Raw genomic sequence first — 22,335 nt, 5'->3', positions numbered from 1 at the left:
TATCATGGCAATACAAACACTACGACAACGTGGGTTTACCCTGATAAAAGTGATGCTACTCAGCTCGGTGGCTAGTGTCGTCGTATTTGCTGCATTTAAAGATACCCTGGTGCAGGAGCGTCTCAGTGGTAATTATCAAAAAGACCTGAATGCTCGTTTATTGGCTGAAAAGGGCGTGATCGAGCGGGGGCAGGCACTCAAAGCTGCACTTATCAATAACCCAAATCTGACACTGGAGCAGGCGGTTCAGCAGATTGGCGCGGGTCTGGGGAGCGGCGAACTTGACGGTACGAGTTTTGACGCCCAGTTGTCAGTCAATGGTGATGAAGTGGCGATTGCCAGCCTGGGACAGCGTTATGATGAGCAGGCCCAGGCGCGTATGATCTCTTACTTTAAATACACCCCCCCCGAGCGTAGCTCAGTGTTCCAAAACGCCGTTACCGGGTGTAAAGGCGTAAATCTTGCGGGCAGTGGTTTAGTCGACAGTTATGATTCCACTCAGGGTAGCTATGAAGACACTAAAACCAGCAATGGTGATGTGAATACTGTGATTGGCGATGCCGATGTGGTGCTAAATGGTCACTCTCCTATCATGGGAGATGTTAAAGCATCGGGTATCCTGTATCTAAAGGGGTCTTCACCTGTTATCGGTACTGTTCAGTCTAATACTGGTATCGATATTTCCGCGGGCAGTGGCGTGCGGGTTGATGGCGATGTGCTCACTCAGGGATTCGTAAAGCACAATGGCGGACAGATCACCGGCGTGCTACGTGCGAATGGTGACGTGACGATGAAGTGGGGCGCCGAAATTCTCAATCAAAACCAGGCTGAGTTAGATATTATGTATGGTGGCACGGGTGTCTTCCAGAGCAGCCATATGCAAGGTGGGTTGCATTATTCAGCTGATCGCTTCAATGTTAACCCAGAAGTGGAAGCGGTACGGGTATACGATCCCAGCTCGCCGGATTATGATCCCAACGACCCGGATAAAGAATGTGATCCACTGGCGTTACCTTTGAATATGCCCTCAGTGATCGACAGCAATAACAACTATGCTGATTTTACTGTCGGTGCACAGACGGACTATGTGTTTACCCCGAGCGAGGGCCGTTATATACGTGGAGGCAGTGGTACCTGGTCATCGAGCCCCGCAGACATCTATTTGTTTCAGCACCTTACACAAAACCATGGTCAGGGTAATACCGGCAATGAGTATGTGTTTGGGATGAAAAACATGAAGCTGACCAGCGATGGTACCATTACCATTGAGGGAGGAGATGTGATCTGGCTGGTCGATGGTGACTTCAAGATGACGGGTCACACCAGCATTACTATAAAAGCAGGCAGCAGTCTGGCGATTTTTGTTACCGGTAAAGTTGATTTTGGTGCCAGTGGCGTCGTGATCACTGAACGTGAAGGCATGACTGATAGCGGCTTTCCAAGTTTGAGTATCTTCTCTTCTTATTCAGGCCAAAATGGCATTACTCTGAGAGGTGCCAGTTCCGTGTATGCCGTAATTTATGCACCCGTTACCAGTATCGCAATGCGAGGGAGTGGTCAGTTTTACGGCACTATCCGTGGCGCAACCATAGATGCCACCGGCGGCAGTGGTGTACATTTTGATGAAGCACTGAAAAACTTTAACCTCGGCAACGGTGGTGTGGTTACGCCGGCTAAGCTGGAATTTATGGGCTGGCGTTTTGAGTCTGGCGAAGACTATCAGACTCCAGAGGAGGAAGACGAATAACACAGTGAACTAGTCGCTTCCACCGCTCAGAAAAATTTTTCCTCTTTGTTTAAACCTTTTGCTCTTCCCCCCGCGTCTTACTCCTCAAACATCGCACATTGGGTCACTTTCTTTATTACATCTGATGTGTCACGATGATGGCTCGGTAACGAGGGAATACTCTATGATAATCAATGCCAAAGAGGCATTTAACCAAGATACTATTGAGGCGTTAGTGCAGCGTGCCCAGCAGGGCGAGCAGGTTGCATTTGAACAGCTTTATCAGCAGTGTTATCGCAGGGTGTATGGGCTGTGTTTACGTTTGCTTGCCGATCAGGCACACGCGGAAGATGCGACGCAGGAAGTGTTTGTTCAACTGTGGCATAAAATCGCTCAGTTTCAGGGGCAATCGAAGTTCACGACCTGGCTTCACAGCGTCACGTCGAATGTTGCAATCAGCTATTTGCGTAAGCAAAAAAACTGGTTGCAAAAAGTCGTCAGCCTGGAAGACAGTGGGATGGAACAAACTGAAATCGCGCAATGTGAATCGCTCAACGGGCTAGATAAGCTGGTCCTGCGTTTACCTGAGCGTGCCCGTTTGGTGTTTGTTTTACACGCGGTAGAAGGGTACCGCCATGAAGAGGTGGCGGGCATGTTGAATATGGCGGTGGGCTCAAGTAAATCCCAGTTTCACCGGGCCAGGAAATTGTTACAGGAGTGGTATGACAATGAGTAAACCAACGTTTGAGCAGTTTCTGAAACAACAGCTGCCACGACAACAAGATCAGGATCAGCTACCTGAACCGCGAAAAGACTTATGGCAGGGCATTGAAAAGGCAATCAATTTGCCCACAGCGGAGCCTCGCTCTGCCAGTCCCTGGGTTAAGCTGGCTGGTGTTGCGGCCTGTGTATCAGCTGGCCTGCTGAGCTGGCAGGTCATCATGACGCAGCCTCAGCAAGATACTATGGCGAATATGAGTGCCTTCTTCGAGCAGAGAAAACAAACGCTATTGGTTCAGTATGAGACACAACCCGCACTCACACAGGATTGGCAGCAGCCATTACAGGAACTGGAAGAAGCAGAGCAGGCCATCAAACTGGCTCTGACAAAAGATCCCGACAATGCAGCTCTGCTTAAAATGCTGGCTCAGGTATACCAGCAGCAATTGGATTTAATCACTAAGGTACATCAGCCCCAGTGGCAACAGATTTAGGAGAGAAGCATGAAAGCAATCATTTTAGGACTGGCCACGCTGCCGCTGTTTGCCCTGGCGGGTGACAAGATTGACGAGCAGATTGAAGTGCCGCTGGATGGCAAAGTGGTTATCGAAAACCAGCGTGGTAAAGTCACTATCAAGTCGTGGGACAAGCCAAGCTTTAAAGTCAGTGGCGAGCTAGATGAACTGGCCGATGGCTATACATTAGAAACTCAGGGCAATGTAACAGAGTTTATTGTCAAAATGCCACGTCGCAATAAAGGGTGGAATAACAAGCGAGATGGATCTCGGTTGACCATTTATATGCCGAAACAGAGTGAACTGGACTTTGAAGGCGTGAATGTCGATGTGGATGTCAGCAACTTCAGTGCGGGCGTAGCAGTCACTACCGTCAATGGCGATATTGAGGTAAATCAGGTAAACGGGAAAATTGAGCTGGAAACCGTCAATGGTGACATCGAGGGGAAAGAGCTATCCGGTAACATCCGCTATGAAACAGTCAATGGCGATATTGAAGATATGGCGTCCAGCGGCAAGCTAAGGTTTAATGCGGTCAATGGTGGCATTGAGAGTATGACTCAGGCGAGTGATATTCGGGTTGAAAACGTCAACGGCGAAGTTGATTTCGATATTGCCAGCCTGAAGGACTTGAGAATGAGCACCGTCAATGGCGAGATTAATGTTAAATTGAGAGCACTGGAAAAGAGAGCCAATATTCGCTTTGAATCAGTCAGCGGTGATGTCGACTTTTATTTTCCCACCAATCTGTCGGCGCGTTTTGATATCGATGCGCATGCCGGCGGACGGATCATCAATGAACTGTCAGCAGACAAAGAGAAAAAGGCGAAATATGGGCCATCGCGTGAACTGGAGTTCGTGATTAACGACGGTGATGTGGATGTAGAAATCGATACTGTCAGTGGACGTATTGCGTTGAAGAAATTGTAATACTCAGGAGGGGCGCCCGGCGAGGGCGTCCCTGAGTCAATATTAGCCTGATAATCTAGATTCATTTCCACCCCAATTGCGTATACAATAACAGGTCCGTCCCTTAGTGTTTGTAGTGATATGGCGAAACCTGATCAACAAGTCGATACCCTGAAAGTTCCCCCCCATTCTATCGAGGCAGAGCAGTCTGTGTTAGGTGGACTCATGCTTGATAATCAGGCGTTTGATAGGGTTGCAGAACTGGTTGTCGCGCAGGACTTTTACACCCGCACCCACAAGCTGATATTCGAGGCAATGAGCAAGCTGGTTGAGGCCAGTCAGCCTATTGACCTGATCACTATCTCGGAAAACCTCGAAAAGAACAACCAACTGGACACAGTCGGTGGTTTTGCTTATCTGGCTGAAATTGCTAAAAATACGCCCAGTGCGGCGAACATAGATGCCTATGCCAGTATCGTTCGCGAACGGGCAGTGGTCCGTGAGATGATCTCGGTCGCCAATGAAATTGCCGAGGCAGGGTTTAATCCGGAAGGCCGTGATAGTCACGAATTATTGGATCTGGCAGAAAGTAAAGTATTCAAAATCGCCGAGCAGCGCACCAAGAGTACCGAAGGTCCACAGAGCATTCACAGCATTCTCGAAAAAACCGTCGATAAAATTGAAGAGCTTTACCAGTCGCCGCAAGATGGTGTAACCGGGGTGAGCACGGGTTACTCTGATCTTGACCAGATGACCGCAGGCTTGCAACCCTCAGACCTGATCATAGTCGCTGCACGTCCGTCGATGGGTAAAACCACTTTCGCAATGAACCTTGCTGAGCATGCTGCGATGACGCAGGATAAGCCTGTGCTTATCTATTCACTGGAGATGCCCTCAGAACAGATCATGATGAGGATGTTGGCTTCACTGGGGCGTATTAACCAGACCAAAGTGCGAACTGGTCAGCTGGATGATGATGATTGGGCACGGTTATCCTCAACCATGGGTTTGTTGATGGAAAAGGGTCAGATGTACATTGATGATGCTTCAGGCCTGACGCCGACAGATGTGCGTTCACGGGCTAGACGGATCGCGCGGGATCATGGTGGTATTAGCATGATCATGGTGGATTATTTGCAGTTGATGCGAGTGCCCAGTTTATCGGACAACCGGACCTTAGAAATCGCAGAGATATCTCGTTCACTTAAGGCACTGGCAAAAGAGCTTCAGTGCCCGGTGATAGCCTTATCACAGCTTAACCGGACACTGGAACAACGGGCTGATAAACGCCCGGTTAACTCAGACTTACGTGAATCGGGGTCTATCGAGCAGGATGCCGACTTGATCATGTTTATTTACCGTGATGAGGTGTACAACGACGACAGTCCGGATAAGGGAGTCGCGGAAATTATTATTGGTAAACAGCGTAATGGTCCGATTGGTAAGGTTAGGTTAACCTTCCAGGGGCAATTCTCTCGGTTCGACAATTATGCCGGTCCTGCAGTCGATGACGAATATTAGAGTATTTGTTGTTTTCTAACTGAGTCGGCAGCCTGAATTAGGAGTAAGTATGCGCCTGGCAACCGCCGAAATTAACCTCGCGGCATTAAGTTATAATTTAAAACGGATCAAGGCACTTGCGCCTGGTGCCCGCGTGATGGCTGTGCTTAAGGCCAACGCCTATGGCCATGGTCTGGTCAAAATTGCCCAGCAGCTCAATGACGCAGATGCCTTTGCAGTGGCTCGTATTGATGAAGCATTGGCGCTGCGCGCCGGTGGTTTAACCAAGCCGATCGTTTTACTGGAAGGCTTTTTTCATTGTGCTGATTTGCCTATTCTGATTGCCAATAACTTTGAAACCATTGTTCATGATAAAAATCAGCTAAGGGCCATCGAAACCAGTCAGTTGGGTGCTCGTCTGTCTGTGTGGCTGAAAGTCGATACAGGCATGCACAGGCTGGGCATCGAGCCTGAACAGTTCGAAACCTTTTATCAGCGGCTAAAAGCCTGTGACAATGTTGACCCGAATATCAAACTAATGACGCACTTTTCCTGCGCTGATGATGTAAATAGCACGCAAACGCAACGCCAGATTAAAGCATTCGAGCGTCTGATAGAGGGTAAACCTGAAGCGAAGTGTCTTGCCAACTCCGCCGGGGTACTCGGCTGGCCTCAGTCACATGGTGACTGGATCCGCCCCGGTCTAATGATGTATGGGGTTTCTCCCATGCTTAACCAGGTTGGCACTGAGCATGGCCTCAAGCCTGTGATGCGGCTAACAACCCGGGTGATCGCCATCAAGACCATCGCTGAGGGCGAAAAAGTGGGGTATGGCGGTCGCTGGCAGAGTAATAAACAAACTCAGCTGGCCGTCGTGGCGATGGGGTACGGTGATGGTTACCCACGTAATGCGCGCAATGGCACCCCTGTGGTGATCAGGAAGAAACGTTATGGCATTGTTGGTGCGGTATCTATGGACATGATCACTGTGGACATAGGCACTAACCCGGAGGGGGTGGCTGTCGGTGATCAGGTTGAAATGTGGGGGCCTGCTCTACCGGTTGAAGAAGTTGCGGCGTGTGCGGGTACTATCCCCTATGAATTACTCTGCAATGTCACACCCAGGGTGAGCTATGACTACATCACCCCGTTAGACTCATCACGCTAGTTATTCCAGAAGCTGGCCATGTAAGGTTGCGACAATTGAGCGACTACTTGCATGGTCTCTGTGCTCCCCCAGGTAAATCCCCTGCCAGGTACCTAATTGTAAGCGCCCATGACTAACCGGGATCGTCACTTCACAGCCCAGTGTACTGGATTTGATATGGGCTGGCATGTCGTCGTCTCCTTCATAATCATGACGATAGTAACTTTGTCGCTCGGGTACAAAGTGGTTGAAGTGACTTTCCATATCCATACGAACGGTAGGATCGGCATTTTCATTGATGGTGAGACTGGCTGAAGTGTGCTGAATAAACAAATGGAGCAATCCCACTTTGTAATAGCCTAGCTGTGGTAACTGTGTAAGTACCTCATCATCAATTAAATGAAAGCCGCGTTGACGCGGCCTGAGTGTGATATGTGTTTGATGCCAGCTCATAGCTTATCGAAGCTCACCTCTATGTTGGCATTCCCGTCAGCTGAGGTGAAGGGCATAATGATTTTAGGGCCTTCGCATTTATGAGTAATGGTGTGTCCGGGTCCGGAGACCACAATTGGCGTGGCCATATCAAACTCGTAGCCCTTCTCGCCAAGCAGGTTCTTTGCGCCACCGGTAACCATGTTGGTGATTTCACCGACCATGTCGGTGACTTCTTCATTGATTTTGTCCGGGCGCTCACCCAACATTCTTTCCATGATAGTCAGTGCCAGGCCTTCATCAAAACTGATAGAAAAGGAGCCTTTGGTTTGTGGGCCTACCATGCCAATCAACCCAGACACATCACCGCGTGCCACCTCATCTTTTTTAATCTTTGGTTTGCCTGGCGTTAATTCTGTTTGTGCCATGGTCGCCAGTACATTCATTAGTGACGATAAAAAAGGGTTGATGAATTCTACATTCATATGCTTCTTCCCTAGGTTCCTACGTTGTAACGGACGCTGGTTTAAGTGTAGTGGGCTTTTTACTATGCTGCACTACTCATTACACTTTCCACAACGGCCGTGTGCTTCAATCGTTTGTGCTTTAACAAGAAAGCCGTGCTCTGCAGCCAGGTTATTCAGCTCGTGCGAAATGGCATTGGAATGCAGCTCTTGTACGTGACCACAGGAGTCACAGATCAATAACTGCACTGGGTGAATACAGTCAAAGTGATGGCACAGCATAAATGCATTTGTGCTTTCAATCTTATGAATAAATCCTAATTCTGACAGAAAATCCAAAGCACGGTATACCGTTGCCGGCTTTGCTCCAGACTCGGTGAGCTTGAGCTCTTCTAGCAGATCATAGGCGCCTACACCGCCTTGTTTAGCAGCGAGTAAGCGGAAAACTTTTTCTCGGATAGGGGTAAATCGAGCCCCTCGATTATCACAAACTTGCTTAGCTTTACTTACCAGTTGTTCTATATTCATGTTCTAAATCCTTACACTGCCATGCAATACTAACATATTCTTTTTAATAGTCTTGTATCGACAGGGATTTATTCATTATATTCTCCGGTCGAGTAAAGTTGTGTTCAAGCCAGTTCTGGAATGCGGCTTCAGGCATTGGCTGTCCAATCAGGTAGCCCTGACCTATGTTACACTTAAACTCCACCAGTCGAGTGAGCTGTTCATGGTCTTCAATCCCTTCGGCAATCACTTTAAGGCCCATGCCATGTGCCATAGTGATGATATTTTTTACCAGATAGGCCGATTCATTCCCCGTGTGCATGTCGGCAATGAAGCTTTGGTCAATTTTTAACACATCAAACGGATACTGACGCAAATAGTTCAACGATGAGTAGCCTGTGCCGAAGTCATCCATTGAGATCAAAATCCCCATTTGCTGAAGTTTATCCAGTGTGGCTCTGATCGTGCTGTCACCGTTTAATAGCAGACCTTCTGTGATCTCCAATTCAAGCGTACCAGGTTGTAAAGCACAACGTTCTATTAAGTGCTCAACATGGCTGAGTAGTTCAGGGTCATTAAACTGGCGGGGTGACAGATTAACCGCGAGTCGCAATGACGCATTAAATTGCGTATGTATTCGCTGTAAGGCTTTGGCTGCTGAATTAAGAACAAACTTACCCAAGTCGATAATAAACCCATTTTGTTCCGCCAGGGGGATAAATTCAGCCGGAGAGATAGGGCCGAGCTTATCACTGTGCCAGCGAAGCAGCGCTTCAGCCCCAACGACTTTGCGCGCCTGGAGATCCAGCTGTGGCTGATAATAGACCTCGAATTCTCCACGCTCAAGTGCACCTTGCATGCTTTCTTCCAGCATCAGGCGTCGTTGCAGCGTATTGCTCATGCTTTCAGTGAATAAACAATAGGTATTGCGGCCCTGTTGCTTAGCATTGTACATCGCAGAGTCGGCCTTTCTCAGCAAATCGTTGGGCGTATCGGCATCCTGAGGAAAAAGGGCTATGCCCAGACTCAGAGAAATATTGAAGGCACGGCCGTCGATATCAAACGGTGCGTGAAAGAGTTTAACCAGTTTACTGGCGATGGGATGAATATCGGCGTTGCTTTTCAAGTCGCCCAGCAAGATGATGAACTCATCGCCACCGAGGCGCGCCACGGTGTCTTTTTCTCGCAAAGCCGACTGCAGTCGCTTTGCCGAATGGATCAAGACTTTGTCACCGACTTCATGTCCCATGGAGTCATTCACTTTTTTAAAGTCATCCAGATCGATAAAACCAACACCAACCAGTGACTTGTCTCGTTTGGCGTCATGGATCAGTTGCTGCAGGCGATCAAGCACCAAAAAGCGATTAGGCAAGTCAGTCAGGGTATCGTAAAAAGCGTGGTGCAGGATGATTTCTTCCTGGCGTTTTTTGTCTGTGATGTTGCGCACTGCAATAACCAAAGACTCGCTCTCTGGTAGTGCACTGAGGCGAGCTTCAAAGTGACGGTTACCGTCCTCAAAGGGCAGCGAATATTCAAGTTGCGTTAACTGGCCAGGCTGTTCAATACTTTGAATTGCGCGAGTAAAGTGGCGCGAGGTTTGGGCAGGTAGAAATTCCTCAATTTTACGTCCCAAAAATTGGGCTTCAGGTACGTATAAGTCGTCTGTCTGTCCGCTGTGATACTCTAAAATAGTGCCCTGTTTATCAATGATAAAAAACAAGTCAGGCAGGGCTGAGAAAATGCCCTCCAGGATCGCTGTTTTGCGGCTGGCATCAGCCTCAGCTTGTTGCGTTTTCTGCCAGCCGACTTGCAGACTGTTTGCCATGTGGTTGAGGTTGTCCGCCAGATGCTTAAACTCGCCAGCGCCATGTGTCTCGAGTGTGTCGCTGAAGTCAAAACTACTCAGTCGCTCACTGAGCGCAACTAGCTGTGATACCGGGCGATGAATGAAGAGCCGAGTGAAATACAGCACCAAAGCAGTGAGCAGTGCCGCAATCGCCAGAATAGACAGGGTTTTCATTCGCGTATATTCAAGTAGTTGTTGTGCCTGGTCAGCAATGGAGTATTCGGCATAAATGAGTGCTGGAAGGGGGGTATTAGCCGCCAATGCGCCTTGTTGTTCATACGTACTATAGGCCTGATACAGGTGCTTATGTTTAATGTATTCAACCATAATGTATGGCGGACTGAGCCGTTGACTGATGGCCTCTGGTTTAAGTTCTAATGGGGTATCGTTGTGGTGCCGACCTTCATGGCTGGTTGTACTGCTAAATAGCACCATGCCTTTTGCATCGACCAATGCCAGGTTGACATATTGCTGGCCCTGCTGATACGCAACCAAGGTGTTACGTATTTCATTTTGATCGTACCCGGAGAGTTGATGTTGCATCGTTAGGTTTAGCGCGGAGAGATCGCGTTTTAACCTTGCCTCTGTGATCGCCAGCAGACTTTCTTGCTGGGTATCATGATGGACCTGCACTAAGCCTACCGCCAACAGGGCGGCAAATAAAAAAGCACTGAGTGTAAGCCATAGCTTGAGGTCAATGGAGTACAGTTTGGTCACGCGGCTATCTCTCTTTCGTGTTATCACCTGGCCCTGTGACTGAGCAGTCGAGACTCTGGGCTGTCCCTTGTCAAGACTCGGACCCCGTTTTAGAAGCTTTCTACAGGTAAGTGTAGTTGAAAAGTACTGATTACTCGTTGTGATCTTGGATTATAGGAAAAAGAAGTTACACCAGTCAGGTGAAAAACAATCAATAACTAATTACGGAATGTATTTGGCCTGGCTGCGATTTTTGGCTAGGGTAGGTAAGAAGCTAACAAAGTCAAAACAAGGAGCGGCTATGAGCAGACATGAAGCGGATAAACTAAGCAGAAGTGCTCAACGGGTTCAGGATGCCATTACGGCGGCAGGCGGGGCGTTTACTGTTGTCGAGTTACCCGGCAGCACCCGCACTGCAGAAGACTCTGCGCACACCTTAGGGTGTGAACTCGGACAAATTGTAAAATCACTGATATTTAAAGGCAAAGAAAGCGGTAAGCCGGTGTTGTTATTGGTCAGTGGCAGCAATCGAGTAAAAGAAAAAGTCGTGGCCAAACATCTGGGAGAGAAGCTGGTAAAAGCCGACGCAGAGTTTACCCGGGAGGTCACCGGATTTGCCATTGGTGGCATACCTCCTATCGGACACCTTACCCAGCCTGTCACTTATATTGATGAGGATTTACTGCAATATGAGACGCTGTGGGCTGCGGCAGGTACACCCAATGCGGTATTCTCGCTGCCAGCAGCCAAGCTGGTGTCACTGACTCAGGGAGTCGTGATAGCCGTGAAAAGCTGATTGCGGCGCTATCCGGTAAAGAGTTGCAGCGTTATTTTCACTTCGTCAGACTCAAACTCTGCAACACCCTCATAACCTTCAATATTGTAGTTAAAACTGAAGAAACGGCGCAGCCACAGGTCGTCTTTATTGTCCTTTAGCACATCGATGGAAATATCCATCAGGCTTTCAGCCACATTCATACCGACTGCAAACAAAGGATTGGCCGCCGCAGCCACGACGGTGCGGGTGAGCTCGCCAAATGCTGCGGTTTTTCGGACCTGGGCCATCAGCTTGGCCGTGCTGCGAATATCACTGTCATCTTCTAAGACGGCAATATGGGCATCAAGAAAACGCGGGATCTGTCCGGCACGATTACGGTAAATCGTGTAACCCGCAGGGCCAAAGCTAATGGTACCGCCTTCGCTGACCGGCATCACGTTCAGCTCCATATTAAATGCATGGTCTGCTACCCCGTCACTTACGGCACTAAATACCTTAATTTCAAACTTACTTTCGCTGAGTAACTTGTCGACGAAGCCCTGCGATTTAACATGAATTGACATAATGCGAAGCTCGACATCGGTAAACATTTGATTGGGCATGAAATAAATCCTTTGATATGCGGAAGTGTTAGGATACTTGGAACCGGAGTGGGGCGCTAAGGTTTTTGGTTCTAAGGTAGACTAGTTGAGAATAATAAAAGTCATCAGGTTTAATGACGAGAATTGATACATAAAAGTACTAAAGGAGGTGAAAATGGTGGCCCCACCTGGACTTGAACCAGGGACCTACCGATTATGAGTCGGGTGCTCTAACCAACTGAGCTATAGGGCCATTTTCAAATTGTAGTGCTCAATAAATTCGTCCATGAAGCGAGGTCCTGTCGGCGTCCTGCCTCCACCTCAACAAGCTGCGAAGCGGCGCTTCGGTCTTGTTTCGCCCAACTGAGCTATAGGGCCATTTCCAAATTGTAGTGCTCAATAAATTCATCCATGAAGCGAGGTCCTGTCGGCGTCCTGCCTCCACCTCAACAAGCTGCGAAGCGGTGCTTCGGTCTTGTTTCGCCCAACTGAGCTATAGGGCCATTTTCAAATTGTAGTGCTCGATAAATTGAGCGCGCTTTTAGCACAGACCTAAAAAGCGCTGGCAGTATAAAAATTTTTAACAGGCTTGTCACTAGCTAAAGAGGAAAAAGTCGCACATATCTGATTCAATTGCTTAATAAAAAGCCAAACTAATTCGCTAAGCCTGTTTCTTTATTAGGTTCGTTCGCCTTACATCTGTGCGTTAGATCCAGACATCGTTTTGTGCGGTGAGGGAGCTGTCGGCCTCTCCGGTATTGACGACCCCTTTGGGTTCGATAATAAGTACCTGGCACTCATGCTCTGCATAGGGTTTGTGTTCTGCACCTTTGGGGACGACCAGCATGTCACCCTCTTTCAGATATTCTGTACGGTCTCGAAAGGCAATGTACATCTCTCCTGAAAGCACGATAAATACTTCGTCGGTGCCGGGGTGATCGTGCCAGACAAATTCCCCCTGAAGTTTTACCAGTTTGAACTGATAGTCGTTCATTTCAGCTATGACTTTTGGGCTCCAGTGCTCTGAAAACAGGGTCAATTTTTCGGCAAAATTAATGGGTGCATGTGACATAACATTTCCTTATGGTGACGGACATAAGAGAGAAGCCTTACCCGACCGGATAAGGCTCAAGGATCAGTTGAGTCGTGAAACCACAAAGTAAGGGTTCAGATAAGACTCTTTTTGGTTGTACAGCAGTGGGCTGCCGTCCAGCTGAGTGACGGTTGCACCGGCGATTTTCGCCACAGCATGCCCGGCACCGGTATCCCATTCACTGGTGGGGCCCAGGCGCGGATACACATCGGCAGTACTTTCCGCTACCAGACAAAGTTTCAGTGAACTGCCTTTTGGCACCATGTTCACATCATCAAATTGTTTGAGATAGTCAGCCAAGTCAGGTGAAGGGTGTGAGCGTGAGCCCACCACCTGGATAGTGCCTTGATTATCTTTGCGGGTGACTTTCAGCTCAATACGGGCCTCGCCACATTCTTTGAAAGCGCCGATGCTGTTGGCGGCGAAGTAACTGACGTTCAGTGCGGGCGCATGGACCACGCCCATCACTGGCTCACCATTTTCAATCAGAGCAATGTTGACCGTGAACTCACCGTTTTTCTTAATAAACTCTTTGGTTCCGTCGATGGGGTCAACCAGCCAGTAGCGCTGCCAGGTTTGGCGCTCCTGCCAGCTGATCTCGGCGCTTTCCTCACTGAGGATAGGTAAATCCGGAGTAAGCGTTTGCAGACCGGCTGTGATCACCTCATTGGCGGCTAAGTCGGCGTCGGTAACCGGACTTTTATCGTCTTTATATTCAACGTTAAAGTCCTTGGCATAAATGGTGAGGATCTTGTCTCCGGCGCGTCGGGCCAGATTAACAATTTCCTCCAGTAAGTCGGTGTCGTTCATGGTATTTCCTTGGTACTACAGATGAATTATCTCGCGCTGCTGTAGATACGCTACCAGCTGGTGCACCGATTGGTCCAGACTATTTTCACCGGTATTAATGCGGATCTCCGGGTTTTGAGGCGGTTCATAGTCTGAGTCTATACCGGTAAAGTGTTTTATCTCGCCGGCGCGGGCCTTTTTATACAGGCCTTTCGGGTCTCGTTGTTCGCACACCGCCAGCGGTGTATCCAGGTAAACTTCAATAAACTCGGCATCTTCAACCAGGCCGCGAACCATATCGCGCTCAGCCTGGAATGGGGAGATAAAAGCGGTGAGTACTATCAGGCCAGCATCGACCATGAGTTTGCTCAGTTCACCCACACGACGAATGTTCTCGACTCTATCTTCGTCGCTGAATCCGAGGTCTTTACACAGACCATGACGCACATTGTCGCCATCAAGCAGGTAAGTGTGCGCGCCGAGCTGTTGCAGGGCACTTTCCAATGCATTGGCCACGGTGCTTTTGCCCGAGCCAGAATAGCCAGTAAACCAAAGAATAACCGGACGATGGCCCTTTTGTTCGCTGCGATGTGTTTTATTCACGGCATAGTTATGCCAGACAATATTCGTATCCATAATTCCTATCCACTAAAACGGGAAAACCAAGGGGATCAGCGTCAGCACAGTGATCGAGTAAATAATTGAAAGCGGCAGGCCCACGGTCACATAGTCTTTGATCCGGTAATTGCCTGCACTGTACACCATCAGGTTAGTCTGATAGCCAAAAGGTGAAATAAAACTGGCCGATGCACCAAAGGCCACCGCCATTACGAATGGCAGCGGATTCACGCCAAAGCCAATGGCCAATGCATACGCGACAGGGAATGACAGCGCGGCTGCCGCATTATTGGTGATTAATTCAGTGAACACCACCGTCATCACAAAGATAGCAATAAAGGCGCCGTACGGACCAAAGTCGCCCAATACATAAAACAGCGCATCGGAAATCTGCCCGGCTAACCCTGTGTCTATCATCAGCTTAGCTAAGCCAATGGCACTGCCCACAATGGCGAGTAGTTCTATGGGAAAACGACGCTTCATTTCACTGACTTTGACGGAGCCAAATAGCACTAGTCCAAGCAATAACACCATCAGACCTTTGACTAAAGGCACAACATCGAAGATACCCAGGCCGAGCACGGCGACAAAGGCGGCCATCACCTTATTAGACTGTGGCTGCGTTAAATGGGTTTGCAGGTCCAGGCCAGAGATATAAACAAATTCGCGTTTCAGATCGGGTAGCTGGTAAAAGTCACCGCCAGGGGCGAGGATCAAAGAATCTCCCGCCTGCAGCTTGACCTGACCCAGGCCGCCAGGCAGACGGTCGTGACCTCTGCGAATGGCAATCACCGCGGCATGAAATTGTTCGCGAAAGCGGATCTCTTTGAGTGTTTTGCCCAAAAACTTGGATGACTGACTGATCACGACTTCGACCAAATGCTCGGCGTCTTTTTCGTGTTTATCATGCACTACCTGTAATCCGTCGAAACGACGTAATAGGGGCACAGACTTGATATCGCCGACAAACAACAGCACATCACCCTGCTGGATTTCCTGTTGCGGGGTCACGGCGCAAATGCGGCGCTCGCCGCGAATGATTTCTGCCAGGAATAAATCACGCAGATCGCGCAGGCCATTTTCTTCAACCGTACGGCCAATCAGTTTAGAGCCCGCTGTGACTTTCCCTTCCAGATAGAAAGGCACTACTTCCTCTTCTTTACGGCCATGGTCCGGCAAAAACTTCAGTAATAGGATAATGGTGATCAGGCCCACACTCAGTGCGCCAATACCAACCAGAGTAAAATCAAAAAAGCCCAGCGGTGCCATACCAGCCTCAATCGCAAAGCCATTGACTATTAAATTGGTCGAGGTGCCGATCAGGGTCAGGGTACCGCCCAGAATCGCAGTGTACGACAGCGGCAGTAATAACTTAGAAGGCGAGTGGGTTTTACTTTCCTTAATGGTACTGATCAAAGACGCGACCACGGCGGTATTGTTGGTAAAAGACGACAAAAAGGCCGTGGATAACCCCAGCTTCATCACCGAGCGCGCCAGCGAACCATTGGCCAGCGAGCGGGCAAGGTATTGCACCAGAGTGGTTTTTTCGATGGCGATAGACACCAGAACCAGTAAAACCAGGGTGATCAGCGACGGGTTTGCGTAATTGACCAGCATGGTTTCAAGGTCGATCAATCCGGCCAAATAGGCGCTGCTGATAGCGCCGACAAATAACCAGGCCGGATTAAGCCGCGTGCCAAAAAGACACGCGACCAGCACGAGCATGATGCCTGTTAAGATGATCTGCTCTAGCAGCATAGATAACTCCCGTTAACAGGCAAAGGCCGTTACTTCAGCTTGCTTAAATCAAGCGCTTGCCAGTGCGGGAAGTGCTTGCGAACCAGGGCATTGAGCTCCAGCTCAAACTCGCTGAACTGCTGCTTTTCACTGACTTGCTCATCCAGAATCGCATCAATCATACCCGCACCTACGGTCAGGTTGCTCAGACGGTCAATCAGGATGAAGGCGCCGGTTTCGTGGTTATCACGATATACGTCGGCCGCAATGGTTTCGGTCAGTTCCAGCGTCACAATGGCAATCTCGTTCAGCTGCAGGCTTTCGGCTTCGCCATGTTCCAGCGTATTTACGTCAATGGTGTGGTCAATCTGCTTCACGATGGCTGCCGTACTCTTTGCGCCCAGCTTGAAGTTGTACGTTTTGCCCAGCACCAGAGGTGCTTCGTGCATCCATACCAGCTTGGCCTGGATCAGGTTGGTTGCCTTAGTCGATGAGTCTGCCGGGACAATCACATCACCACGACTGACATCCACTTCGTCATTCAAAGTGATAGTCAGTGCCTGACCGGTTTCTGCTTGTTCCAGGTTGCCGTCGAAGGTGACCAGTTCTTTGATGGTACTGGTTTTACCCGAGGGTAAAATCTTCACCGCCTGACCCACACTCAGTGCACCTGACGTCAACGTGCCCTGGAAGCCACGAAAATCCAGGTTAGGACGTACGACATACTGCACCGGGAAGCGGGCTTCAAATGCACTGTTTGGTTCAGCAGCCGGAGAGTCTTCCAGCAGCGCCATCAGTGGCTGATCTGTGTAGTAAGGTGTGTGCTCAGAGCGAGTCACAACATTGTCACCTTTCAGAGCTGAAATTGGCACAAACTTGATGTCATTGACGTCCAGTTGCTCAGCAAACTTCAGATAATCGGCTTTGATTTTTTCGAACACGGCTTCATCAAAGTCAACGATGTCCATTTTGTTGATGGCCACAACAAATTGCTTGATACCCAGCGAGTCACAGATAAAACTGTGGCGCTTGGTTTGAATCTGCACACCATAGCGGGCATCTACCAGAATAATCGCCAGATCGCTGGTTGAAGCGCCGGTAACCATGTTACGAGTATACTGCTCGTGTCCTGGGGTGTCCGCGATTATGAACTTACGCTTGGCTGTTGAGAAGTAACGGTATGCGACGTCGATGGTGATACCTTGTTCACGCTCTGCCTGCAAACCGTCAACCAGCAAGGCAAGATCCAGCTCTTCACCAGCATTACCGACTTTTTCGTTATCTTTATGCAACGCTGCCAGTTGATCTTCATAGATCTGGTGGCTGTCGTGCAGCAAGCGGCCGATCAGAGTGGATTTACCATCGTCTACACTGCCGCAGGTCATCATGCGCAACAGGCTTTTATCCTGCTGGCGTGATAAGTAGGTTTCAATCCCCAGTTCTTTTACTTCATTTGCGGTAGACATTAGAAATACCCCTCACGTTTTTTCTTCTCCATTGACCCGGATGAGTCATGGTCGATGACCCGGCCTTCACGCTCGGAAGAGGTCGATAACAACATTTCTTCGATGATCCCGGTCAGGGTGTTTGCTTCTGACTCAACTGCACCGGTCAGCGGGTAGCAGCCCAGCGTGCGGAAACGTACAGATTTCATCTCAGGCACTTCCCCTTCCGCCAGTGGCATACGCTCGTCGTCAACCATGATTAACGTACCATCACGCTCAACGACCGGGCGCTTTTCAGCCAGGTAAAGCGGTACTATCTCAATGTTTTCCTGATAGATGTATTGCCAGATATCCAGCTCAGTCCAGTTCGACAGCGGGAATACACGAATACTTTCGCCCGGGTTGACCTGACCATTGTAGGTATTCCACAGCTCTGGACGCTGATTTTTCGGATCCCAGCGGTGGTGTTTATCACGGAATGAATACACACGCTCTTTGGCACGAGACTTCTCTTCATCACGGCGGGCACCACCGAATGCGGCGTCGAAGCCGTACTTGTTTAATGCCTGCTTAAGGCCCTGGGTCTTCATGATGTCGGTGTGCTTGGCTGAGCCGTGGGTGAATGGACCTACGCCCATTGCCAGTCCCTCCGGGTTTTTATGCACAATCAGGTCAAAGTTGTACTCTTTGGCCAGACGATCACGAAACTCAATCATCTCGCGGAATTTCCAGTCCGTGTCTACATGCAGCAGAGGGAAAGGGATCTTTGCCGGAAAAAACGCTTTACGTGCTAAGTGAAGGAGTACCGATGAGTCTTTACCGATGGAGTAAAGCATCACTGGGTTTTCAAACTCAGCAGCGACTTCGCGAATAATCTTTATACTTTCAGCCTCAAGTTGCTGAAGGTGAGTTAAAGCCATTGTCGTCGTCCTACTTAAATACTAAAAATAAAGTGGTTCATGTGTCAGGCGATCTTAGCGAGCGGCTGAGCGTAACTTGCAATTTGTTCTGTTTTACCAAACCAGGCCAGCTCCTGATGCAAAGCGGCTACTTCGCCAATGATCAGCAGCGCCGGGGACTGGATATTGTTGGCTTCGATTTGCGCTGCCAGCTGACCAAGCTCAGTGGTAACAACACGCTGTGATTTGCGGGTACCATTTTCAACGATGGCCACTGGCGTGCGTTCACTGCGGCCATGGGCCAGTAGTTGGGCCTGTATATGCGGAGATTTAATAACCCCCATATAAATGGCCAAAGTCTGGTTGGGCTTGGCCAGCGACTGCCAGTCCAGTTCCTGCCCTTCTTTTTTACAGTGCCCCGTCACAAACTGAATAGCCTGCGCGTGGTCACGGTGCGTGAGTGGTATACCTGCATAGGCACTGCACCCCGCGGCGGCGGTAATACCAGGGACTATCTGGTAGCGGATGTTGGCCGCAGCCAGGACCTGCACTTCTTCGCCACCACGGCCATAAATAAAGGGGTCGCCGCCTTTAATACGACATACCTTTTTACCTTGCTGGGCCAGCTCAACCAACATCTGATTGGTGTCTTCTTGTTTGACACTGTGGTGTCCGGCGCGTTTTCCGACGCAGATAAGGTCGGCATCGCGTCTGACCAGTTCCATAATTTCATCGGACACCAGGTAGTCATACACCACAACATCAGCTTGTTGCATCAATTGCAGCGCTTTGAGCGTCAGTAGTTCCGGATCGCCCGGTCCTGCGCCTACGACATAGACTTCGCCTTGTGGCTCTGCGGTGTCGTTCAGCATGTCATGTAGCTGCTGTTGTGCACCTTGTGTGTCCCCGCTTTGTACTTTACTGACGACGTGTGAGTCGAATACCCGCTCCCAGAATTGGCGGCGATCCGCAAAATGCTTAAAACGGCCTTTGACCTTGTCTCTGAATCCGCCAACCAGTTCAGCCAGTGGGCCGATATGTTGTGGGATCAGGGTTTCGAGCTTTTCTCTCAAACGGCGCGCCAATACAGGTGCTGTACCGGCACTGGAAATCGCAATCGTGATTGGATTACGATCAACGATAGACGGGAAAATAAAGCTACACTTTGGCTGGTCATCAACCACATTGACGAAAATATTGCGTGCATCTGCTGCATCGCGCACTTGTGCGTTGACGTCATCGTTGTCGGTGGCAGCAATAACCAGCGCCATGCTGTCAACGGCGTCGGCACTAAAGTAAGCTGTCTTCAGGTGCAGCTCGCCTTCTACGGCTAACTGTTTGAGCTCGTCACAGAATTCGGGGGCCAGGACGGTTACGTCGGCGCGGGCTTTGAGCAGCGCGCGGATCTTTCTCAGTGCAACTTCACCGCCGCCGACGACCAGCACGGGTTTGTTGTCCAACTTGGTAAAGATAGGTAAGTACTGCACGCTGTTGCCCCTTAAACATCGTAAAACTTGATATAAGCCAACTCTGGCTTTTTCTAGAGTGGCAGAATATCCCGCGTACTGGCAGGGAAAAAATAACTTAAACCCAGTTTTTATAACTAAAAGTTATATAAAGACTTGGAAACAGGCTTACCTCATATATATCAAGGGGTTTTGCGTGGTTACATGTGTCTGATTACAGTTATAGCTATTGGTTATGAGTTATAATTCCGACAATTTATCCCAAAGCGTGCTTGTTAGCACTGAACAATGACGTAAATTTAGCGCCCTGGAGGCTGACTGAAGCAGCGGGTGTGGCCAAGTGAGCTTGTTCGAGAATGGTGCGGACAAATGTCCTGTGGTCGAGTGGGGCAAGCAGCTAACGTTGAGATCCGACTCATATGATGCAGCCATGTCCGTGGGACAGGGGCAGTAAAAAGGAAACGAATATGAAAATGCAAGCCGTCGCACGCGAGGTGCTTGGATTAATGGATCTGACGTCGTTAAACGAACAGGATAACGAAGCCAGTATCATTGGTTTGTTAGACAGCATTAAACCAGAATTGGGATTGCCCGCTGCTGTGTGCGTGTATCCGCAATTTGTGGCGTTATGTAAAAGTGAGCTGGCACATCGAGGCTGGTCACAGGTGAAGGTAGCCACTGTCACGAATTTTCCCGGCGGTAAGCAGTCGCTGCAACAGGTGCTGGCACAAACGAAAGAGGCTTTGCAGGCTGGGGCCGATGAAATTGATCTGGTCATGCCTTATCAGCAGCTCCAGGCAGGCGACCCGGATACGCCCTGGCAGTATGTACGCTCAAGCAAGCAACTCTGTGGCGCTCAGGCAAAACTTAAAGTGATCATTGAATCTGGGGTGCTGGAAAATGCGCAGGAAATCGTTCAGGCCAGTGATGTTGCTATTCTGGCTGGGGCTGATTTTATTAAAACCAGTACCGGTAAAGTGCCGGTGAATGCGACGTTAGAAGCAACAAAAATCATGCTTGAGCGCATCCGTGTTTCGGGCAAGGCTGTTGGCTTCAAAGCCGCCGGCGGTGTCAAAAGTGTTGAGCAAGCAAGTGATTACTTACAAGTCGCTCGCCAAATAATGGGTGATGACTGGGTGCGAGCAGAGCATTTCCGATTTGGTGCATCGAGTTTGCTACAAGATGTTCACCGCCTGCTGGACGACTCAGACTAACGGAGAATAAGGTGAAGCGTGACCAGGCAGTGATACGCGATAGTGAGCGAGAAAAGCAACAGCTGGAACATGGTGCAGCCAAGCTGTTTATGCGCAGCTATGAGCGGCTCATGCACACGCCGATGCGTCACATCTGGCATAATCAACCTGCCAAGCCCGATGTCAGCTGTTATCTGGGTGAGTCACAGCTCGACATTGAAGTGGCGCACCTTTACGCCAGCGAAACGGAAGCGATGGCTGTACTCGGTCGCCCGCTGTCACTGACCATGCAACGTGAACTGGCTGTGATGGCGCAGGCGCCGGGCACACAGCGGCTGAACACGGGCCTGGGTCGCTTACTCAAGCAAAAAGCGGGGAAGCACTACCATTCTCAGCGCGTCTGGCTGTTGATCCGAAATGCCAGCCCAATGTGGCATCGGGCCGACTTCGAAAGAGAGTTACCACATTTATCTGTGCCCCAAACACATCCTTTTGAACAAATATGGCTGCTGTGTGATTTCTTCTATGGTGATCCACTGCGCTTATATTAGTTGGGAAATTTCTGGTTTGTATCGCTGGGTGGAAGCAGAACCTGGCTGAAATTAGCACAAATACCGCTTTGCGCATCTTTTACTCTTGTTTTCAGTTTGTTCGTCAGTATAATGGGCATCCACTTTGCAGGGGCGTAGTTCCAATTGGTAGAACAGCGGTCTCCAAAACCGATGGTTGCGGGTTCGAGTCCTGCCGCCCCTGCCACTCTTAATAATCAGTCCAAATCTAAAATAATGGGTTTTACCATCACCGCTTATTTGTAAATTTGGATTGAAATGGATTAACCCTGCTCCTATGTAGGGTTGTTGTGTCTGTATTTAAGGTAAAAATAAATTATGAGCACTAATGTTGAAAACCCGTCTAGCTCGATGGACACGGTAAAGTGGTTGTTGGCAGTCGTTTTATTGGCTGGCGCAGTTGTTGGTAACTACATGTACGCTGATATTTCAGTGCTAACGCGCGCGATTGGTGTGGTAGTTGCGATTGGTGCAGCATTGGGTATTGCTGCGACAACAGAAAAAGGGCGCACCTTTATCGCTTTCGCCAAAGAGTCTAGAATTGAGGTTCGCAAGGTAGTTTGGCCAACGCGTCAGGAAACAACACACACGACCTTTATCGTAATGGCTGCAACAGTAGTAATGGCACTGATCCTGTGGGGATTGGATGGCATTCTGTTTCGTGCAGTTGGCTATTTAACCGGTTTGGCCTTGTAACAGGTTAGC

The 22,335-nt window shown here is 49.4% G+C and carries 22 protein-coding genes and 2 tRNA genes; 11 read left to right on the top strand and 13 right to left on the bottom strand.

The window, feature by feature from the left end; genetic code table 11:
- Positions 1-4: 4 nt before the first annotated feature.
- From NH568_RS15575 to alr, 6 genes are all read left to right on the top strand, one after another.
- Positions 5-1,747 (top strand): polymer-forming cytoskeletal protein, encoded by a 1,743-nt coding sequence (locus tag NH568_RS15575; RefSeq protein WP_253048654.1) that lies wholly within the window; start codon positions 5-7, stop codon positions 1,745-1,747.
- A gap of 163 nt (positions 1,748-1,910) precedes the next feature.
- The gene (locus NH568_RS15570; RefSeq protein WP_253048653.1) at positions 1,911-2,462 is read left to right on the top strand and encodes a sigma-70 family RNA polymerase sigma factor; all 552 of its coding nucleotides are present in this window, start codon (positions 1,911-1,913) and stop codon (positions 2,460-2,462) included.
- Positions 2,455-2,940 (top strand): hypothetical protein, encoded by a 486-nt coding sequence (locus NH568_RS15565; RefSeq protein WP_253048652.1) that lies wholly within the window; start codon positions 2,455-2,457, stop codon positions 2,938-2,940. Before NH568_RS15570 ends, NH568_RS15565 begins: the two co-directional genes overlap by 8 nt.
- 9 nt (positions 2,941-2,949) lie before the next feature.
- Positions 2,950-3,891 carry a DUF4097 family beta strand repeat-containing protein gene (locus NH568_RS15560; protein ID WP_253048651.1) on the top strand — a complete coding sequence of 314 codons (942 nt, stop codon included), beginning with the start codon at positions 2,950-2,952 and terminating at the stop codon, positions 3,889-3,891.
- Between the two features lie 120 nt (positions 3,892-4,011).
- Entirely contained in the window at positions 4,012-5,391 is a 1,380-nt protein-coding gene (gene dnaB / locus NH568_RS15555; RefSeq protein ID WP_138542983.1) for a replicative DNA helicase, read from the top strand.
- Between the two features lie 49 nt (positions 5,392-5,440).
- Positions 5,441-6,538, top strand: a complete 1,098-nt coding sequence (gene alr, locus NH568_RS15550) for an alanine racemase (RefSeq protein WP_253048650.1) — start codon at positions 5,441-5,443, stop codon at positions 6,536-6,538.
- On the opposite strand, the gene NH568_RS15545 is transcribed toward alr, so the two are convergent.
- From NH568_RS15545 to NH568_RS15530, 4 genes are all read right to left on the bottom strand, one after another.
- Positions 6,539-6,970, bottom strand: coding sequence for a secondary thiamine-phosphate synthase enzyme YjbQ (locus NH568_RS15545; RefSeq protein WP_138542981.1), 432 nt, complete (start codon positions 6,968-6,970; stop codon positions 6,539-6,541). It abuts the gene before it with no gap.
- Positions 6,967-7,434, bottom strand: a complete 468-nt coding sequence (locus NH568_RS15540) for a chemotaxis protein CheX (RefSeq protein WP_138553092.1) — start codon at positions 7,432-7,434, stop codon at positions 6,967-6,969. Before NH568_RS15540 ends, NH568_RS15545 begins: the two co-directional genes overlap by 4 nt.
- Positions 7,435-7,506: 72 nt before the next feature.
- Entirely contained in the window at positions 7,507-7,941 is a 435-nt protein-coding gene (locus NH568_RS15535; protein ID WP_058796952.1) for a transcriptional repressor, read from the bottom strand.
- Between the two features lie 43 nt (positions 7,942-7,984).
- Positions 7,985-10,483 (bottom strand): EAL domain-containing protein, encoded by a 2,499-nt coding sequence (locus tag NH568_RS15530; RefSeq protein ID WP_253048649.1) that lies wholly within the window; start codon positions 10,481-10,483, stop codon positions 7,985-7,987.
- 280 nt (positions 10,484-10,763) lie between these two features.
- Here NH568_RS15530 and NH568_RS15525 point away from each other — a divergent pair, with 280 nt between their 5' ends.
- On the top strand, positions 10,764-11,258 hold the full coding sequence (locus tag NH568_RS15525) for a YbaK/EbsC family protein (protein ID WP_253048648.1): 495 nt from the start codon (positions 10,764-10,766) through the stop codon (positions 11,256-11,258).
- Between the two features lie 8 nt (positions 11,259-11,266).
- On the opposite strand, the gene NH568_RS15520 is transcribed toward NH568_RS15525, so the two are convergent.
- The 9 genes from NH568_RS15520 to cysG all read right to left on the bottom strand — a co-directional run bounded on the left by NH568_RS15520 (position 11,267) and on the right by cysG (position 19,889).
- Entirely contained in the window at positions 11,267-11,842 is a 576-nt protein-coding gene (locus NH568_RS15520) for a hypothetical protein (protein WP_253048647.1), read from the bottom strand.
- 155 nt (positions 11,843-11,997) lie between these two features.
- Positions 11,998-12,074, bottom strand: a tRNA-Ile gene (locus tag NH568_RS15515).
- 453 nt (positions 12,075-12,527) lie between these two features.
- Entirely contained in the window at positions 12,528-12,893 is a 366-nt protein-coding gene (locus tag NH568_RS15510) for a cupin domain-containing protein (protein ID WP_253048646.1), read from the bottom strand.
- Between the two features lie 63 nt (positions 12,894-12,956).
- Entirely contained in the window at positions 12,957-13,724 is a 768-nt protein-coding gene (gene cysQ, locus NH568_RS15505; protein WP_253048645.1) for a 3'(2'),5'-bisphosphate nucleotidase CysQ, read from the bottom strand.
- 15 nt (positions 13,725-13,739) lie between these two features.
- Positions 13,740-14,339, bottom strand: a complete 600-nt coding sequence (cysC, locus tag NH568_RS15500) for an adenylyl-sulfate kinase (RefSeq protein WP_253048644.1) — start codon at positions 14,337-14,339, stop codon at positions 13,740-13,742.
- 12 nt (positions 14,340-14,351) lie between these two features.
- Positions 14,352-16,076, bottom strand: a complete 1,725-nt coding sequence (locus NH568_RS15495; protein ID WP_253048780.1) for an SLC13 family permease — start codon at positions 16,074-16,076, stop codon at positions 14,352-14,354.
- A gap of 32 nt (positions 16,077-16,108) precedes the next feature.
- Positions 16,109-17,524 (bottom strand): sulfate adenylyltransferase subunit CysN, encoded by a 1,416-nt coding sequence (cysN, locus tag NH568_RS15490; protein ID WP_046003840.1) that lies wholly within the window; start codon positions 17,522-17,524, stop codon positions 16,109-16,111.
- A complete protein-coding gene (cysD, locus tag NH568_RS15485) occupies positions 17,524-18,423 on the bottom strand; it encodes a sulfate adenylyltransferase subunit CysD (protein WP_046003841.1) in 900 nt (299 codons plus the stop codon). Before cysD ends, cysN begins: the two co-directional genes overlap by 1 nt.
- A 44-nt stretch (positions 18,424-18,467) precedes the next feature.
- Complete coding sequence (gene cysG, locus NH568_RS15480; protein WP_253048643.1) at positions 18,468-19,889, bottom strand: siroheme synthase CysG; 1,422 nt, start codon at positions 19,887-19,889, stop codon at positions 18,468-18,470.
- Positions 19,890-20,335: 446 nt separating this feature from the next.
- On the opposite strand from cysG, the gene deoC reads away from it, so the two are divergent.
- The 4 genes from deoC to secE all read left to right on the top strand — a co-directional run bounded on the left by deoC (position 20,336) and on the right by secE (position 22,326).
- Positions 20,336-21,082, top strand: a complete 747-nt coding sequence (gene deoC, locus NH568_RS15475) for a deoxyribose-phosphate aldolase (protein ID WP_253048642.1) — start codon at positions 20,336-20,338, stop codon at positions 21,080-21,082.
- Positions 21,083-21,111: 29 nt separating this feature from the next.
- Positions 21,112-21,612 carry a hypothetical protein gene (locus NH568_RS15470; protein ID WP_253048778.1) on the top strand — a complete coding sequence of 167 codons (501 nt, stop codon included), beginning with the start codon at positions 21,112-21,114 and terminating at the stop codon, positions 21,610-21,612.
- 128 nt (positions 21,613-21,740) lie between these two features.
- Positions 21,741-21,817: transfer RNA gene (locus NH568_RS15465), tRNA-Trp, on the top strand.
- A 131-nt stretch (positions 21,818-21,948) separates the two neighbouring features.
- Entirely contained in the window at positions 21,949-22,326 is a 378-nt protein-coding gene (gene secE / locus NH568_RS15460; RefSeq protein WP_138542972.1) for a preprotein translocase subunit SecE, read from the top strand.
- The last annotated feature ends 9 nt before the right edge of the window (positions 22,327-22,335 follow it).

Origin of the sequence: Pseudoalteromonas sp. XMcav2-N (assembly GCF_024124545.1) — a bacterium.
Lineage (GTDB): Bacteria > Pseudomonadota > Gammaproteobacteria > Enterobacterales > Alteromonadaceae > Pseudoalteromonas.
Note: the sequence above shows the minus strand (reverse complement) of the source record. Positions and strands in the feature narration are given on the sequence as shown.